Below are 15,495 nucleotides of genomic sequence, written 5' to 3'. Positions count from 1 at the left end.
CCCCGAGGGGCCGCTGCGCCTGCGGTCTGGCAAAGCCAGTCCCGCGGCCCCTGCTGGACTGGATCGGGCAGGGCGGCGACTGGAGTGAACGCTTGAACCAGGCCGCTGCGCGCTTTTGCTCCAGCGGTCTTTTAATTTGTGTAGAACATGGTCGCCTGAACTTCTTTCATCATCATGAAACTCACGCATTCCAAAGCTGTACTGCTGATGATCGCGATCACCCTGATGTGGTCGATTGCGGGTGTGGTGACGCGTCATCTTGAGTCGGCAAAAAGCTTTGAAGTGACCTTCTGGCGCAGCTTTTTCACGCTGTTGTCGCTGCTGGTCATCCTGCCGCTGTTCCAGGGCAGGGAGGTGTTCACCAGGATTCGCCGGGCCGGCCGCTTCCTGTGGCTGTCCGGTGTCTGCTGGAGCATCATGTTCACCGCCTTCATGCTGGCATTGACGATGACCAGCGTGGCCAATGTGCTGGTGACCATGGCACTGGGTCCTTTCCTCACGGCCCTGATCGCCCGGGTGTTCATCGGCCACCGCATTCCGCCCCGCACGTGGGTGGCCATTGCCGTGGCCGGTGCCGGCATCGCGTGGATGCATGGCAGTCAGGTCAATCTGGGCGGTGGTGCGGCGCAGTTTGCCGGGACCCTGGTGGCTCTGTTGGTGCCCATGGCTGCGGCTGTGAACTGGACTGTGGTGCAGCGCAGCCAGGCCCACGGCGAAAAAATCGACCTGGTACCGGCCGTGCTGGTGGGCGCCGTGATTTCCTCGCTGCTCACCTTGCCGCTGGCCTTTCCGTTTGCCGCAACGCCGCACGACATCGGCTTGCTGGCGCTGCTGGGCCTGGTCCAGCTGGCGATTCCCTGCGTGCTGTCGGTCGTTTGTGCTCGCGTGCTGAAAGCGCCGGAGATGGCCCTGCTGGCGCTGCTGGAAATTATTTTCGGCATCCTGCTGGCCTGGGTGGGTGCCGGTGAGGTGCCTGCGGCAAGTGTCCTGACCGGCGGCATGCTGGTCATTGGAGCGCTGGTGATCAATGAACTGATGGGTTGGAGACAGAGAGCATGAACCAGGCAACACAGATACCCGGCCACAGCGATATCCTGGCCGAAGTGCGCGGGCAGGTCGGCTTCATCACCCTGAACCGGCCCAAGGCGCTCAATGCGCTGTCGCTGCAGATGGTGCGCGATCTCGCGGCAGTGCTGACGGCATGGCGCGATGACGCTGCCGTTGCTGCCGTGGCGATCCGGGGCACCAACAAGGCTGGGCGTCCCGGCACCCCGGAAAGCCTGTTCGGTGGCTTTTGCGCCGGTGGCGACATCCGCTTTTTCCACCAGGTGGCGTTGGCCGGCGACCTGAATCCGCTGGATGCTTTTTTCACCGAGGAGTACCGTCTCAACCACCTGATCCACCACTACCCCAAACCCTACATCGCCTTCATGGATGGCGTGGTGATGGGTGGCGGCATGGGCATCAGCCAGGGTGCGAAGCTTCGCATCGTGACCGAACACAGCAAGCTGGCCATGCCGGAAACCAACATCGGGCTGTTCCCCGATGTCGGCGGCGGCTATTTCCTGAGCCGCTGCCCAGGCAGCGCCGGTGAGTACCTGGCACTGACCGGCGCGGTGATCGGTGCCGCCGAGGCGCTGGCTTACGGCCTGGCCGATATCCAGTTGCCCGTCGCCAGCCTGCCGGCCTTGTGGGAAGAGCTTGCTTCAACAGCAGATGCGAATCAATGGATTGCTACCAAATTAATAGCTGGTGGCGCGCGTCCAGAAAGGGCTGACGGCTCATTTGATTCATATTTTTGCCTGGCACGGGTGAAACACATCGTCGATGCCTTGGAAGCCGCGAAAGATGATGACTGGGCGCAGAAAACCGCTGCCGCCTTGCGCAAACGTTCACCGCTGATGCTGCATGTCACGCTGGAGCAGATCCGGCGCGCCCGAAGCATGAGCCTGGGCGACGATTTGCGCATGGAGCGCGATATCGTCCATCACTGCTTTCATTTGCGGCCCGGCGCTGCGAGCGAGACGGTCGAAGGCATACGCGCCCTGGCGATCGCCAAGGACTACACGCCGAAGTGGCAGCCGGCCCGGATTGAAGACGTCAAGCCGCAAATGGTGCAGGCTTTTTTTGCCAGCCCCTGGACGGCAGAAACGCATCCCCTGCGCGACCTTTCCTAGAGCTGCTGGTACACCAGCTCGGCCAGGCGCATCAGCTCTTCGCGCGCAACCGGGCCGCTCAGGGCATAGCCGAAACCCTGGTCTGTCCAGTAAAACGCGGGGACCGGGCCGTCGGCGCTGTAACGAAAGGCGGTTTCCGCGCTGGCCGGCTTGCCTGTCGCAGGACTGCCATCTAGCGCACCCAGGTACAGGGTCACGCGCACGCCCGAGCTGTTCTGGAACATGAACTGTGCACGGGCGCCGGCATCGCCGGGCAGCAGCCGGCCGCCCACCAGTTCATAACCCTGGCTGGCCAGCAGCGGCACCTTGAGGGGTTTGCCCAGGCGTTTGGACAGCCACTGCACCAGATGCTCCTGCTGCGCCGCGCCCACTTCCACCGGGTGGCGCACCTCCGGTGCAAACACGACATGGGCGAGTGCGGCCTGGTGGGCAAAGGCCTGGCCGGTGCGTGCTGCGTTGCCCGCGGCATACGGGGCCGCGCTGCCCAATTGCCCATGCGACGTCCAGCCCACGGCAAAGGCCAGCAGCATGCCGGCGGCCATGCCGCCCCAGCGCCACCACGGATCCAGCGCTTGTCGCTCGCGTGTGCTGCGCTGCACGGCCGCCAGCAGGGTTTCAGGAATGGGTTCGTCCAGCAGTTCGCGGTGCAGGCCGCGCAGCGCCTCGTGCTGGTCCTGCCAGGCCTGCAGCGTGTCACTGCCCGCAGGGTCACCCGCTGCGCGCGCCAGTGCCGCTGCCCGCTGTCCGGCCGTCAGTTGCCCGTCGACCAGCGCATTCAACTCGTCGTGGGTCAGGGGAGAAGTCCTTGAAAAATCCATGGCAGTGGGTTTATTGGAGGCGCCGCAGGGCGGAAACAGGCCGGGCGCTGTTCGTCGTCGGCTGGGTCTGCGCCGGCTTGTCCATCAGTTCACGCAGGCGGCTGCGTGCCCGGGACAGGCGCGACATCACGGTGCCCAGAGGCACGCCCACCACGCGGGCGACCTGCTCATAACTCATGTCTTCCAGGCTGACCAGCAGCAGCACGGCACGCTGGTCGTCCGGCAGCCGCAGCAGGCAACGCTGAAGGTCCAGAGCCTGGTCCTGCCTGGCGTCGGGTGCGGCCAGCGTGTGGGCCAGCTCATCGACGTCGAGCGCAGGGCCGGCCTGCATCTGGCGCGCCGCACTGCGCCGCTGGTTCATGAACAGGTTGTGCATCAGCGTGAACAGCCAGGCCCGCAGATCAGACCCTGCCGTCCAGAGGCGCCACTTGCTGCAGGCGCGCTCCAGCGTGTCCTGCACCAGGTCGTCGGCGGCCCAGGCATTGCCGGTCAGCGCACGTGCGTAACGCCGCAGCCCTGGAATCTGCGCAACCAGCTCAGTGCGGTCCATGGGCCAGGGCGTTCAATGGCCTGGAATCAGGGTTTGACGACGTGCCAGACGTTTTGCACGCCGTCGCCGGTCTTGTCGCCGGCCTTGGTGTCCTTGATCCAGTAATACAGCGGCTTGCCCTTCATGGCCCACTGCTTCTTGCCGTCGTCGCGCGTGATCACCGTGTAGTCGCCCGAGGCCTTGTCCGTTTCGACAGCCATCAGCGGCGGCCAGTTGGTGGCGCAGGGGCCGTTGCAGACGGACTTGCCGCTGCCCGTCACATCACGGTCAAAGGTGTACAGCGTCATGCCGTTCGGGCCGACCAGTACGCCGTCGGCGACTTTGGCGGGCTGGCTGGACATGGAGGCGCAAGCGCCAAGGAACAGGGTGGTGGCGAGGGCGGCGGTGATCAGGAATTTCATGAGGTGCTCCGGAAAATGTGGTCAGGCAGACGATCTCTGCAAACGGATAAACACCCGGGCAGGCCGGTTTATTCCCTGCAGTCCCAAAAAAACCAGGCGCTTGCCTGGCGCGGGTGTCAGCGGCTGCGCGACTTCATCGCGCGCTCGACTTCCCGTTTGCCTTCCCGGTCCTTGATGGTGTCGCGCTTGTCATGTTCACCCTTGCCCTTGGCCAGGCCGATCTCGCATTTGACCTTGCCTGCCTTCCAGTGGAGGTTCAGCGGCACGAGGGTGAAACCCTTTTGCTCGATTTTGCCGATCAGGCGCCGTATCTCGTCCTTGTGCATCAGCAGTTTTTTGGTGCGCACCGAGTCCGGCCGCACGTGGGTGGAGGCTGTGCCGAGGGGATTGATCTGGCAGCCGATCAGGAACAGCTCCCCGTTGCGGATCACGACATAACCGTCGGTCAGCTGTACCTTGCCCTCGCGCAGCGACTTGACCTCCCAGCCTTCGAGCACCATGCCGGCCTCGAAGCGCTCTTCAATGTGATAGTTGAACAGCGCTTTTTTGTTGTCGGCAATACGCACTGCAGCGGCGGCAGCTTTGGGCGTCAGGTTGATCGCGGGCTTGCCCGCGGCTTTCCCGGAAGAGGCGGCGGCCGGTTTTTTGGAGGATGCTTCTTTGGTGGCCATGTATGGAAAGTAAGGGCAGCGCCGGCTAATACAATCGAGCGCAGCCCATGATTGTATGAAAACCGTTCACAAGTCCGTTCTGATCTGGTACAGCGCAGCCGAAATGTTCGCCCTGGTCACCGATGTCGCCAGCTATCCGCAGTTTTTGCCGTGGTGCGACCAGGCCGAGGTGGTCGAGGAAGATGCGCGGGGCATGACAGCCAGGGTCGGCATCGCTTTTGCTGGCATTCACCAGAGTTTCACTACCCGCAATACCCATGTGGAGGACCGCAAGGTCTCGCTCAAGCTGGTTGACGGGCCTTTTTCAAGGCTGGATGGTGAGTGGGACTTCAGTCCGCTCGGTGACGGCACCCAGCGTGCTTGCAAGGTGGACCTCACCCTGCGCTATGACTTCGACAACGCCGCACTCGCGGCGCTGGTGGGGCCGGTGTTCGACAAGATTGCCGGCAGCCTGGTCGATGCCTTTGTCAAAAGGGCGGCCCAAGTGTACGGCGAGGCCGAGGCCTGAGCCGGGTGAGTGCGCTGGCCATCACACTGCTGTATTCGCCGGCACCGCGGCAGGTGCGGCAATGGGATCTCAGCTTGCCGGTTGGCAGCACCGTGGCGGAGGCCATAAGGGCCAGTGGCGTCCTGCTGGAATTTCCGGAGCTGGCAGAAGGCCGTCTGTCGATCGGCATCTGGGGGCGCAAGACGAGCTTGCGGCAGCTGTTGCAGCAGCGGGACCGGCTCGAAATCTACAGGCCTTTGAGAGTGGACCCGAAAATTGCGCGGCGCGAACGCTTCAACAAGCAGGGTGTGAAGAAATCGGGGCTGTTTGCCAAAAAGAGGGCAGGAGCAAAAGCCGGTTACTGAGCAGCGAGGACGGACTTAGTTGCAGTCCCTGTCAACAATCGCCTGGACGCGTTTACTCTCAGCTGCGCGCGCATTGTCGTCCATGATTTCACGTTCACCTTTGGCGTTGGTGGAGGCGACCCGGACACCGGATTGAAAAGTAGCCAGTCCCTTTTTGGCCAGTTCGCAATTGGCAGTTTTGGCTTTGGCCACCTTTTCTTCTTCGGCCTTTTTCTTTGCAGCTTCCTCTTCCTCGAGCTTTTTCTTCTTCGCTTCGAGTTCAGCATCCTTGCCCGAAATTTTCGGGACATTGGGTTTAGCGGCTGTCACCGTGGGCGCAGGAACTTCCGTGACAGCAGGGGCCACACTGGCACGGCCACCGCGTCCGCCGGGTTGCTTGAGGATGTCCTTGTCCTGGATGTCTGCCGGTGGCGGGCGGTCACTGAACACCTTGCGGCCATCTTTGCCTATCCACTGCCACTGGGCGGCCGCGGACAGGGCGAAAGCCCAGCCGGCAAGGACGAGGACAAGGTGTTTGGGCGTGATTTTCAGTTCCATGAGATCAGTGTACCGTTTGCGCCCCTTGAAGGCGAAGAAGCGAGGGTTTGGCCGTGGCCTTTTTGTAACGCGGCAGGGCGCCCTCCAGGCGCTAGGGTTTGTACCGACCGGCGCGGGTACAATCGTGTTTTTGGAGCCATCCCTATGCGCCTACTCGGCAAAGCGCTCACCTTCGACGACGTATTGTTGGTGCCAGCGTTCTCCCAGGTCCTGCCCAAGGACACCTCGCTTTCCACCCAGTTTTCAAGAAACATCCGCCTGAACCTGCCCCTGGTTTCAGCCGCGATGGACACGGTCACCGAAGCCCGGCTGGCCATTGCCATCGCTCAGGAGGGCGGCATAGGCATCGTCCATAAAAACCTCACGGCGCAGCAGCAGGCTGCCGAAGTGGCCCGGGTCAAGCGTTATGAGTCAGGCGTGGTACGCGATCCCGTGGTCATCACGCCCGAGCACACCGTGCTCCAGGTCCTGCAACTGTCGGAGCAGCTCGGCATCTCCGGCTTTCCGGTATGCGACGGCGGCAAGGTGGTCGGTATCGTGACCAGCCGTGACCTGCGCTTTGAAACGCGTTACGACGTCAAGGCGCACCAGATCATGACGCCGCGCGAGAAGCTGATCACGGTCAAGGAAGGTACGTCCGCCGCCGAGGCCAAGGCCCTGCTCAACAAGCACAAGCTCGAGCGCCTGCTGGTGGTCAATGACGATTTCGAGCTCAAGGGCCTGATCACCGTCAAGGACATTACCAAGCAGACCAATTTTCCGAATGCCGCGCGCGATCCTTCGGGCCGACTGCGCGTGGGCGCTGCCGTCGGCGTGGGTGAGGGCACGGAAGAGCGGGTGGAGGCGCTGGTCAAGGCCGGTGTGGACGCCATCGTGGTGGACACTGCCCACGGACACAGTCATGGCGTGATCGAGCGTGTGCGCTGGGTCAAGAAAAATTATCCGCAAGTTGACGTCATTGGCGGCAACATTGCCACCGGCGCCGCCGCATTGGCATTGGCCGAGGCTGGTGCCGACGCGGTCAAGGTCGGCATTGGCCCAGGCAGCATCTGCACCACCCGCATCGTGGCTGGTGTGGGCGTGCCGCAGATCATGGCCATCGACAATGTGGCCATGGCGTTGCGCGGCAGCGGCGTGCCGCTGATTGCCGACGGCGGCATCCGCTACAGCGGCGACATCGCCAAGGCGATTGCCGCGGGCGCCGGCACGGTGATGATGGGCGGCATGTTTGCCGGCACTGAGGAAGCGCCCGGCGAAGTCATTTTGTTCCAGGGCCGCAGCTACAAGAGTTACCGCGGCATGGGCAGCATTGGTGCCATGCAGCAGGGCAGTGCTGACCGCTATTTCCAGGAAGCCACCACCGGCAACCCGAATGCCGACAAGCTGGTGCCCGAGGGCATTGAAGGCCGCGTGCCCTACAAGGGGTCCATGGTCGCCATCATTTACCAGATGGCCGGCGGCCTGAGAGCCAGCATGGGTTACTGCGGTTGCGCCACGATTGAAGATATGCGCAACAAGGCCGAGTTTGTCGAGATCACGACCGCCGGCATACGCGAGAGCCATGTCCACGATGTGCAGATCACCAAGGAAGCGCCGAACTACCGCGCGGACTGACCTCTTCATCGGGTCGAGGCGTCTTTAGAGGCGCCTTTTCTTTTTTTGCCTGAAACGCCTCTCATGCAGCACCAAAAAATCCTCATCCTCGATTTCGGCTCCCAGGTCACCCAGCTGATCGCGCGGCGCGTCCGTGAAGCCCATGTGTTCTGTGAAGTCCATCCCTGCGACGTGACCAGCGACTGGGTGCGCGAGTATGCGAAAGACGGCAACCTCAAGGGCATCATCCTTTCGGGCAGCCATGCCAGCCTGTGGGAAGACGAAACCCTGCGTGCGCCTGGCGCGGTGTTCGAGCTGGGCTTGCCGGTCCTGGGTATCTGTTTCGGCATGTATGCGATTGCCCATGCCCTGGGCGGCAAGGTCGAAGGCGGGCACAAGCGCGAGTTCGGCTACGCCGAAGTCCGTGCCCGTGGCCACACCAAACTGTTTGACGGCATCCAGGACTACACGACCCCCGAAGGCCACGGCATGCTGCATGTCTGGATGAGCCATGGCGACAACGTGACCGAGATGCCGCCCGGCTTCAAGCTCATGGCGTCCACCGACTCCTGCCCGATTGCCGGTATGGCTGACGAAGAGCGCAAGTATTACGCGGTGCAATTCCACCCGGAAGTCACGCACACCACCCAAGGCAAGGCCATCCTCGAGCGCTTCGTGCTGGACATCTGCGGCACGCGGCCCGATTGGGTCATGGGCGACTACATCAGCGAGGCGGTCGAAAAAATCCGCCAGCAGGTGGGCAAGGAAGAAGTCATCCTCGGCCTGTCCGGCGGCGTGGATTCGTCGGTCGCCGCCGCCCTGATTCACCGCGCGATCGGCGACCAGCTGACCTGCGTGTTTGTGGACCATGGCCTGCTTCGCCTGAATGAAGGCGACATGGTGATGGACATGTTTGTTGGCAAGCTGCACGCCAAGGTCATTCGCGTGGATGCGGCCGACCAGTTCCTGGGCCACCTCAAGGGCGTGAGCGAACCCGAAGCCAAGCGCAAGATCATCGGCCGCGAGTTTGTGGAGGTTTTCAAGTCCGAGGCGGGCAAGCTCAAGAACGACCAGTCGCGCCATGTGGCCTGGCTGGCGCAGGGCACGATTTACCCCGACGTGATCGAGTCCGGCGGTGCCAAGAGCAAGAAGGCCGTCACCATCAAAAGCCACCACAACGTCGGCGGCCTGCCCGAACAGCTCGGCCTGAAACTGCTGGAACCCTTGCGCGAGCTGTTCAAGGACGAGGTGCGCGAACTCGGCGTGGCGCTGGGCCTGCCGCATGACATGGTGTATCGCCATCCGTTTCCCGGCCCCGGCCTGGGCGTGCGCATCCTCGGTGAAGTCAAGAAGGAATACGCCGACCTGCTACGCCGCGCCGATGCGATCTTCATCGAGGAACTGCGCAATTTCAAGGACGCGGAAACAGGCAAGAGCTGGTACGACCTGACCAGCCAGGCCTTTACGGTGTTCCTGCCGGTGAAAAGTGTGGGTGTGATGGGTGACGGTCGCACCTACGACTATGTGGTGGCCCTGCGCGCCGTGCAGACCAGCGACTTCATGACGGCCGACTGGGCCGAGCTGCCTTACGCGCTGCTCAAAAAGGTATCAGGCCGCATCATCAACGAAGTGCGCGGCATCAATCGCGTGACCTACGACGTCAGCAGCAAACCGCCGGCCACGATTGAGTGGGAGTAAGGGCAGCTTCCATGCCCGGGCAATCGCTCCTGCCAGGTTTTGACGCCGCGCCCCAACTCACGGATCGGCTGTTTTTCGCGATTTTTCCGGATGCCGGGGCCGCTGCGCAGATTGCCCGTCTGGCCCAGCAGCTGCGTGAGGAACATGGCCTCAGAGGCAAGCCGCTGAAGACGGAACGCTTGCATGTCACGCTGCATCATCTGGGCGATTACGCCGGGTTGCCGCAGGATTTGGTCGAGGTGGCCTGTGCAGCGGCCGCAAGCCTTGCAGCCGCACCATTCGACGTCACCTTTGACCGCGCGGCCAGCTTCTCCACCGCTCCGCGCAACCGTCCATTTGTCTTGCGCGGCGGCGATGGCGTCGCTTCATTGATCGCGTTCCAGCAGACCCTGGGAGACGCGCTGAAAAAGACCGTGCTCGGCCGCTGGGCCAAGCCGGCCTACACGCCTCACGTGACCCTGCTTTACGACGACCGCAGCGTTCCGGAGCAAGCGGTGCCGGCGATTTCCTGGACGGCCAGCGAGTTTGTCCTCATCCACAGCCTGATTGGCCAGACCCTGCATATGCCCCTCGCGCGTTGGTCGCTGCGGGCCTGATTTTCCGGTGAAGCTGCAGGTTTGAGGCGTCCGCCTTTTGTCGGATACTTCAGCCTATGTATTTACCACCCCAGTTCAAGGGCGACCGCCCGCAAGCCGCCAGGCTGATCACCGAACACCCTTTCGCCAGCCTGATCAGCATGGACGATGCAGGCCTGCCTTACGTGACCCACTTGCCGCTGCACCTCGAAGATCGGGAAGGCCAGTGGGTGCTGCTGGGCCATGTCGCTAAACCCAACCCGCACTGGCGCTACCTGCAGGCCAGGGCGCAGGCTGTGGTGACCTTTCTGGGCCCCCATGCGTATCTCTCCCCCAAGGTCTACCCGGACCTGGCGCGGGTGCCGACCTGGAATTATCTGGCGGTGCACTGCACGGTGCAGGCCAGCCTGGTCGAAGACCCGCTGGCCAAGGACCGGCTGCTCAAAAAGCTGATAGGCGACCACGAGCCACCCTATGCCGAACAGTGGCGCGGTCTGGGCGAAGAGTTCGCCCACAAGATGCTGGCCGGCATTGTGGCTTTTGAGCTGGAAGTCACCGATCTGCAGTGCAAGCTCAAACTCAACCAGCATCGGTCCGAGGCGCACGCTGCCATGAAGGCGATGTATGCGGCCGGTACGGCCGATGAACAGGCGCTGGCCGCCTGGATGGACGAGTTGGGCATGAATTCCCCGTCCGTACACAAGGAGGCCTGACATGCGTGCCGTTTTCGGAGTCCTGAGCGTATTGATTGTGGTGCTCATCGTTGGCTTGCTGCTGAAAAAACAGCTGTCCCCGGCGCCGGTGAAAATAGCCCCGGCAGATGCGGGCATGACCCTGCCTGCGCCGGCCGCGGGTGCGGCGCCCCAGCAGCAGGTCCAGCAGGTGCGCCAGCAGATCGAAAGCACGCTGCAACAGGCCAGGCCCATGCCGGAAGACAAATAAGGCATCAAATCGGCCTCCAGCCCTTATACCGCCTGCGGGAGCAGCTATCAATAAAGAAGCAACCATGAGCGACGCCGACTTCATGCAACTGGCGCTGGCGCAGGCCCGGCAGGCCGCCGAGGCAGGTGAAGTCCCTGTGGGTGCCGTGCTGGTGCGGCAGGGGCAGGTGATTGCCACCGGCCGCAACGCACCGATTGATACGCTGGACCCGACAGCCCATGCCGAAATGCACGCCTTGCGGGCGGCCGCCCACGCATTGGGCAATTACCGGCTGGACGAATGCGAGCTGTACGTCACGCTCGAACCCTGCGCCATGTGTTCCGGCGCCATGCTGCATGCCCGTCTCAAGCGGGTGGTGTTCGGTGCACCAGATCCCAAGACCGGAGCCGCCGGCTCGGTGATCGACCTGTTTGCCAATCCCCGGCTCAATCACCAGACTCAGGTGCAGGGCGGCGTGCTGGCCGATGAATGCGGCGCCGTGCTGCAGGGCTTCTTCAGGGGCAGGCGCGACAGTCAACGCCAGCAGAGCCAGGCGGCGCACCCCTTGCGCGACGATGCGCTGCGTACGCCCGAAAGCGCGTTTGCTTCCCTGCCAGGCTACCCTTGGGCGCCGAATTACATCAGCGACCTGCCCGTATTGGCTGGCCTGCGCATGCATTACCTCGACGAGGGTCCGCGCGCTCTTCGACAGGCGCAGGACGATCGGGTTACGTGGCTTTGCCTGCACGGCAACCCGGCCTGGAGCTATCTCTATCGCAAGATGATTCCCGTGTTCCTCGCAGCCGGGCACCGCGTGGTCGCGCCCGACCTGATCGGCTTCGGCAAAAGCGACAAGCCCAAGAAGGACAGTTTTCACAGCTTCACCCTCCACCGGCAGATCCTGCTGGAATTCGTTGAACGCCTCGAACTGAACAACATCGTGCTGGTGGTGCAGGACTGGGGTGGCCTGCTCGGGCTGACTTTGCCCATGGCAACGCCCGAACGGTACAAAGGCCTGCTGGTCATGAACACCACGCTGGCCACCGGCGATGTGCCGCTGTCCCCCGGTTTCCTGGCCTGGCGCGAGATGTGTGCCAGGAACCCGGAGTTCGATGTGGCACGTCTGCTGGCGCGCGGCAACCCGCACCTGAGCGCTGAGGAATGCGCTGCCTACAACGCACCTTTTCCCGACCGGGGTCACAGGGCCGCCCTGCGTGCCTTTCCCCCCATGGTGCCTGCGTCTGAAGACGCGGAAGGCGCCGCCGTCTCATGCGAGGCGCGCAGCTTCTGGCAGGAGCGCTGGTCGGGGCGGGCGCTGATGGTCCTGGGTGCGCAGGACCCGGTGCTGGGCGAGCCCGTCATGCGCGAGCTGCAGGCGCTCATCCGCGGTTGCGGCGAACCGCTGATTCTCCCGCAGGCCGGGCATTTTGTGCAGGAGCACGGCGAGGAGATCGCCGACAGGGCGGTGGCTTATTTCCGCTGACTCCCAACTAACGAACTCCCCTTCATTTCCGTCCGGCTCTGCCCGGGGGCGGGCGTTTTCTCCAGGGAGCGTGGCTTCGCAGGGCGCACCTCCGCAGTGAGCGGGTCCCGGCGCAGCAGGAAGGCAATGCGATACTTGCGCCGTGAAAAAACATATCTATATCTACTCGCCATCCAGCGCCGTGCGCGACAAGGCCGCATTCCGGCGCGGCGTACAGCGTCTCAAGGCCCTCGGCCATGAGGTGGAGCTCGACGAGGCTGCACTCGCTAGCTACCAGCGTTTCGCCGGTGACGACGAGACCCGGCTGGCCGCCATTCACCGCGCGGCCGCCAGCGGCGCCGATGTGGCGCTCATTTCGCGCGGCGGCTACGGTTTGACGCGCATCCTTCCACGCATCAACTACAAGGCTGTGGCCAAGGCGGTGGGCAAGGGCACGAAATTCGTCGGCCTGAGCGACTTCACCGCGCTGCAAATGGCACTTCTGGCCAAAACCGGTGCCGAAAGCTGGGCCGGCCCGGCGCTGGGCGAGGACTTTGGCACCGAAGGTGAACCCGACGACATCATGGAAGCCTGTTTCGACGACCTGATCAGCGGGCAGGGCGAGGGCACTGGCTGGCGCCTGCCGAAAACCGCTACAAAATCAATAGCTTCGGGCGCAGAGCCAGCGGGCGATAAAGGCGTATTTGAGCTTAAAAATGCCGTCCTGTGGGGCGGCAATCTGGCGGTGCTTTCCTCCCTCGTCGGCACGCCTTATCTGCCTGCCATCAAGGGCGGCATCCTGTTCGTGGAGGAAGTGCACGAACACCCGTACCGGCTCGAGCGCATGTTGACGCAGCTGCTGCATGCCGGTGTGCTGGCACAGCAGAAAGCCGTGGTGCTGGGCCAGTTCACCAACTACAAGCTGGTGCCGCACGACAAGGGCTTCAAACTGGCGACGGTGGTGGCGTGGCTGCAGCGCCAGATCAAGGCGCCGATACTGACCGGCCTGCCGTTTGGGCATGTGCCGACCAAGGTGTTATTGCCGGTGGGAGCGAAGGTGACGCTGGCGGTCGAGGGCAGGGACGCGTTTTTACTCTGGGGCCACAAGCACTGAGAGGCTGAGGTCTGTCAACAGGCCCTAGTTGCTGAGGGTCAGCGAGCTGCGGCGCGAGCCCAGGCTGCCGGGCAGCAGGCCTTCGAACATCTTGGTGATGCTGCTGACCTTCTGGCGGGCGATGGTTTCGCCCTGCATCGCCGAAATCACGGCCATCACGTCGCCCCGGGCGTACCACAAGCCCTGTGCATCCTGGGCGTAGCGAATTCGCAGCGCAATTTTCGGGTAATGTTTTTCACCGAATTCACCGAGTTCGTTGAGCATCAGTTGCCGAATGCCCTCGGTGCGTTTTTCCAGACTGGAAGGTGTCACTTCGCCACCATTGAGCAAACCCAGCAAACTGCTTTTTAGATGAGGTTTAATCCAACGCATAGAGTTGAAGCTTTCAATAGACGACAGGCAACAGGAAAACGTGTGGTCTGGTAGATTAAGGCTCGGCGGGATCCGATGCAAGATCTATCGTGTGACTTGGTTAACGCAAAACAACAAAGAAATCAAAGCGTTAGTAACCAAATGTCATGTCGATTCTCGGGTCCATATTACTATGAATACTTACAGGTTCATTCTTTTCGATGCCGCTTGCGAAAATCAGTCCTAAGCATTTATGTGATTTATTCACATCGTAAACCATCTATTCCTTGCAAAACTCTTTTTTTTAAGCGCTTTTATGACCAACTACCCCTCGCACTACATCAACGGCCAATGGGTCAAGGCCCAGTCAGCGGAAACCCTGCCGGTTCATGACTCCAGCACCGAAGAAATCATGGCAACCGTACCGGCCGGAACGGCTGGGGAAGCCGAGCGCGCCGTGCTGGCGGCCCTCGCCGCCTTTGAGGGCTGGTCAAGCCTGACTGCCGAAGAACGTGCGGTTTACCTCGACAAGATCGCGGCCGGCCTGAAGGCGCGCAGTGACGAGATGGCGCTGGCCATTGCCCGCGAAGTTGGCATGCCGCTGAAAATGTCGCGCATCGTGCAGGTCGGCGGGCCGACCTGGCACTGGGGCAACTACGCCAAGATCGCCCGCAATTTCGAGTGGGAAAAACGCGTGGGCAACTCGCTGGTGGTGCGCGAGCCCATCGGCGTCGTGGGTTGCATCACGCCCTGGAATTTTCCGCTAAGCCAAATCACCCTGAAAATTGCGCCGGCACTGGCCGCCGGCTGTACCGTGGTGCTCAAGCCCAGCGAGATCGCTCCGGTTAACGCCATGATCCTGGCAGAAATCATCCACGAAGCCGGCCTGCCACCGGGTGTCTTCAACCTGGTCAACGGCATGGGTCCGGTGGTCGGCGAGGTTCTGGCCACTCATCCCGAGGTGGACATGGTCAGTTTCACCGGCTCCACGGGCGCGGGCAAACGGGTGGGCCAGCTGGCCAGCCAGTCGGTCAAGCGCGTGGCGCTGGAGCTCGGCGGCAAGTCGGCCAGTGTCATCCTGGACGACGCCGACTTCGAAGCGGCAGTCAAAGGCACCGTGTCGGCCTGCATGCTCAACAGCGGCCAGACCTGCTCCGCCCACACCCGCATGCTGGTGCCGGCCAGCCGTTATGACGAAGTCAAGACGCTGGCCCAGGCCGCGATTGCCAAGTTCAGCGTCGGCCCCAGCCTGGAAGAAACCAGCCGGCTTGGGCCCCTGGTCAGCGCCAACCAGCGCGACCGCGTGCTGGGCTTCATCCGCACCGGCATCAAGGAAGGCGCCGACGTGATTGCCGGCGGTGCCGAGCCGCCTGCCTTTGAGAAGGGCTATTTTGTGAAGCCCACCATCCTGGGCATCAAGTCCACCGACACCCTGGCCCAGGAAGAAATCTTCGGGCCGGTGCTGGTCATCATCCCCTACAAGGACGAGGAAGAGGCGGTGGCCATCGCCAACAGCACCATTTACGGTCTGGCCGGTGGCGTCTGGAGCGGCAGCGACGAACACGCGATGAAAGTGGCACGCCGCATCCGCACCGGGCAGATCGACATCAACGGCGGCCCCTTCAACGCCAACGCACCGTTCGGCGGCTACAAGCAGTCGGGCAACGGCCGTGAAGCCGGTGTGTACGGTTTTGAAGAATTTCTGGAGTTCAAGTCGCTGCAGCTCAAGCCCGCTGCCGCCTGATCCTTTCCGAGGACGCTCACTGACCGGATTC

Annotated in this window: 18 protein-coding genes; 12 read left to right on the top strand and 6 right to left on the bottom strand. The window is 62.7% G+C overall.

Going from position 1 to position 15,495, the window contains the following annotated elements:
- The first annotated feature begins 174 nt into the window (after positions 1-174).
- Together WA904_RS13270 and WA904_RS13265 are read left to right on the top strand one after the other, a co-directional pair.
- On the top strand, positions 175-1,059 hold the full coding sequence (locus WA904_RS13270; protein WP_425197599.1) for a DMT family transporter: 885 nt from the start codon (positions 175-177) through the stop codon (positions 1,057-1,059).
- Positions 1,056-2,177: an enoyl-CoA hydratase/isomerase family protein gene (locus WA904_RS13265; RefSeq protein WP_425197598.1), complete on the top strand. Its 1,122-nt coding sequence runs from the start codon at positions 1,056-1,058 to the stop codon at positions 2,175-2,177. The genes WA904_RS13270 and WA904_RS13265 overlap by 4 nt, the downstream gene beginning before the upstream one ends.
- Here WA904_RS13265 and WA904_RS13260 read toward each other — a convergent pair.
- The 4 genes from WA904_RS13260 to smpB all read right to left on the bottom strand — a co-directional run bounded on the left by WA904_RS13260 (position 2,174) and on the right by smpB (position 4,617).
- Positions 2,174-2,995: an anti-sigma factor family protein gene (locus WA904_RS13260; protein ID WP_425197597.1), complete on the bottom strand. Its 822-nt coding sequence runs from the start codon at positions 2,993-2,995 to the stop codon at positions 2,174-2,176. The two genes, WA904_RS13265 and WA904_RS13260, sit on opposite strands and share 4 nt — an antisense overlap.
- A 10-nt stretch (positions 2,996-3,005) precedes the next feature.
- Complete coding sequence (locus WA904_RS13255; protein WP_425197596.1) at positions 3,006-3,545, bottom strand: sigma-70 family RNA polymerase sigma factor; 540 nt, start codon at positions 3,543-3,545, stop codon at positions 3,006-3,008.
- A 26-nt stretch (positions 3,546-3,571) separates the two neighbouring features.
- A complete protein-coding gene (locus tag WA904_RS13250) occupies positions 3,572-3,946 on the bottom strand; it encodes a hypothetical protein (RefSeq protein ID WP_425197595.1) in 375 nt (124 codons plus the stop codon).
- Positions 3,947-4,062: 116 nt separating this feature from the next.
- Positions 4,063-4,617 carry an SsrA-binding protein SmpB gene (gene smpB, locus WA904_RS13245; RefSeq protein ID WP_425197594.1) on the bottom strand — a complete coding sequence of 185 codons (555 nt, stop codon included), beginning with the start codon at positions 4,615-4,617 and terminating at the stop codon, positions 4,063-4,065.
- Positions 4,618-4,672: 55 nt separating this feature from the next.
- Between smpB and WA904_RS13240 the strand changes: the two genes are divergently transcribed.
- Together WA904_RS13240 and WA904_RS13235 are read left to right on the top strand one after the other, a co-directional pair.
- A complete protein-coding gene (locus tag WA904_RS13240) occupies positions 4,673-5,125 on the top strand; it encodes a type II toxin-antitoxin system RatA family toxin (protein ID WP_425197593.1) in 453 nt (150 codons plus the stop codon).
- A 5-nt stretch (positions 5,126-5,130) separates the two neighbouring features.
- Complete coding sequence (locus WA904_RS13235; RefSeq protein ID WP_425197592.1) at positions 5,131-5,469, top strand: RnfH family protein; 339 nt, start codon at positions 5,131-5,133, stop codon at positions 5,467-5,469.
- Between the two features lie 15 nt (positions 5,470-5,484).
- Here WA904_RS13235 and WA904_RS13230 read toward each other — a convergent pair whose 3' ends face one another.
- Positions 5,485-6,006 (bottom strand): DUF4124 domain-containing protein, encoded by a 522-nt coding sequence (locus tag WA904_RS13230; RefSeq protein ID WP_425197591.1) that lies wholly within the window; start codon positions 6,004-6,006, stop codon positions 5,485-5,487.
- A 144-nt stretch (positions 6,007-6,150) separates the two neighbouring features.
- On the opposite strand from WA904_RS13230, the gene guaB reads away from it, so the two are divergent.
- The 7 genes from guaB to WA904_RS13195 all read left to right on the top strand — a co-directional run bounded on the left by guaB (position 6,151) and on the right by WA904_RS13195 (position 13,369).
- Positions 6,151-7,620: an IMP dehydrogenase gene (guaB, locus tag WA904_RS13225; protein ID WP_425197590.1), complete on the top strand. Its 1,470-nt coding sequence runs from the start codon at positions 6,151-6,153 to the stop codon at positions 7,618-7,620.
- A gap of 63 nt (positions 7,621-7,683) precedes the next feature.
- The gene (gene guaA, locus WA904_RS13220; RefSeq protein WP_425197589.1) at positions 7,684-9,297 is read left to right on the top strand and encodes a glutamine-hydrolyzing GMP synthase; all 1,614 of its coding nucleotides are present in this window, start codon (positions 7,684-7,686) and stop codon (positions 9,295-9,297) included.
- 11 nt (positions 9,298-9,308) lie between these two features.
- Entirely contained in the window at positions 9,309-9,893 is a 585-nt protein-coding gene (locus WA904_RS13215; protein WP_425197588.1) for a 2'-5' RNA ligase family protein, read from the top strand.
- A gap of 56 nt (positions 9,894-9,949) precedes the next feature.
- Positions 9,950-10,585, top strand: a complete 636-nt coding sequence (locus WA904_RS13210; protein WP_425197587.1) for an FMN-binding negative transcriptional regulator — start codon at positions 9,950-9,952, stop codon at positions 10,583-10,585.
- Between the two features lies 1 nt (position 10,586).
- Positions 10,587-10,814, top strand: coding sequence for a hypothetical protein (locus WA904_RS13205; protein WP_425197586.1), 228 nt, complete (start codon positions 10,587-10,589; stop codon positions 10,812-10,814).
- A gap of 64 nt (positions 10,815-10,878) precedes the next feature.
- Positions 10,879-12,276: a tRNA adenosine(34) deaminase TadA gene (gene tadA / locus WA904_RS13200; RefSeq protein ID WP_425197585.1), complete on the top strand. Its 1,398-nt coding sequence runs from the start codon at positions 10,879-10,881 to the stop codon at positions 12,274-12,276.
- Positions 12,277-12,418: 142 nt separating this feature from the next.
- On the top strand, positions 12,419-13,369 hold the full coding sequence (locus tag WA904_RS13195; protein WP_425197584.1) for an LD-carboxypeptidase: 951 nt from the start codon (positions 12,419-12,421) through the stop codon (positions 13,367-13,369).
- A gap of 24 nt (positions 13,370-13,393) precedes the next feature.
- Here the strand turns inward: WA904_RS13195 and WA904_RS13190 are convergent, their stop codons facing one another.
- A complete protein-coding gene (locus WA904_RS13190) occupies positions 13,394-13,681 on the bottom strand; it encodes a hypothetical protein (protein WP_425197583.1) in 288 nt (95 codons plus the stop codon).
- A 355-nt stretch (positions 13,682-14,036) separates the two neighbouring features.
- On the opposite strand from WA904_RS13190, the gene WA904_RS13185 reads away from it, so the two are divergent.
- Positions 14,037-15,464 (top strand): aldehyde dehydrogenase family protein, encoded by a 1,428-nt coding sequence (locus WA904_RS13185; protein WP_425197582.1) that lies wholly within the window; start codon positions 14,037-14,039, stop codon positions 15,462-15,464.
- Positions 15,465-15,495: the final 31 nt, after the last annotated feature.

The organism is Polaromonas sp., from assembly GCF_049790275.1.
Classification (GTDB): domain Bacteria; phylum Pseudomonadota; class Gammaproteobacteria; order Burkholderiales; family Burkholderiaceae_C; genus Polaromonas.
The sequence above is the reverse complement of the archived record's forward strand: the minus strand, read 5'-3'. Positions and strand labels throughout refer to the sequence as shown.

Bases quoted from the DNA above. Each gene is read 5' to 3' on its own strand.
- WA904_RS13270 (WP_425197599.1), top strand. From the start codon at position 175: ATGAAACTCACGCATTCCAAAGCTGTACTGCTGATGATCGCGATCACC.
- WA904_RS13265 (WP_425197598.1), top strand. From the start codon at position 1,056: ATGAACCAGGCAACACAGATACCCGGCCACAGCGATATCCTGGCCGAA.
- WA904_RS13260 (WP_425197597.1), bottom strand. From the start codon at position 2,995: ATGGATTTTTCAAGGACTTCTCCCCTGACCCACGACGAGTTGAATGCG.
- WA904_RS13255 (WP_425197596.1), bottom strand. From the start codon at position 3,545: ATGGACCGCACTGAGCTGGTTGCGCAGATTCCAGGGCTGCGGCGTTAC.
- WA904_RS13250 (WP_425197595.1), bottom strand. From the start codon at position 3,946: ATGAAATTCCTGATCACCGCCGCCCTCGCCACCACCCTGTTCCTTGGC.
- smpB (WP_425197594.1), bottom strand. From the start codon at position 4,617: ATGGCCACCAAAGAAGCATCCTCCAAAAAACCGGCCGCCGCCTCTTCC.
- WA904_RS13240 (WP_425197593.1), top strand. From the start codon at position 4,673: ATGAAAACCGTTCACAAGTCCGTTCTGATCTGGTACAGCGCAGCCGAA.
- WA904_RS13230 (WP_425197591.1), bottom strand. From the start codon at position 6,006: ATGGAACTGAAAATCACGCCCAAACACCTTGTCCTCGTCCTTGCCGGC.
- guaB (WP_425197590.1), top strand. From the start codon at position 6,151: ATGCGCCTACTCGGCAAAGCGCTCACCTTCGACGACGTATTGTTGGTG.
- guaA (WP_425197589.1), top strand. From the start codon at position 7,684: ATGCAGCACCAAAAAATCCTCATCCTCGATTTCGGCTCCCAGGTCACC.
- WA904_RS13215 (WP_425197588.1), top strand. From the start codon at position 9,309: ATGCCCGGGCAATCGCTCCTGCCAGGTTTTGACGCCGCGCCCCAACTC.
- WA904_RS13210 (WP_425197587.1), top strand. From the start codon at position 9,950: ATGTATTTACCACCCCAGTTCAAGGGCGACCGCCCGCAAGCCGCCAGG.
- WA904_RS13205 (WP_425197586.1), top strand. From the start codon at position 10,587: ATGCGTGCCGTTTTCGGAGTCCTGAGCGTATTGATTGTGGTGCTCATC.
- tadA (WP_425197585.1), top strand. From the start codon at position 10,879: ATGAGCGACGCCGACTTCATGCAACTGGCGCTGGCGCAGGCCCGGCAG.
- WA904_RS13185 (WP_425197582.1), top strand. From the start codon at position 14,037: ATGACCAACTACCCCTCGCACTACATCAACGGCCAATGGGTCAAGGCC.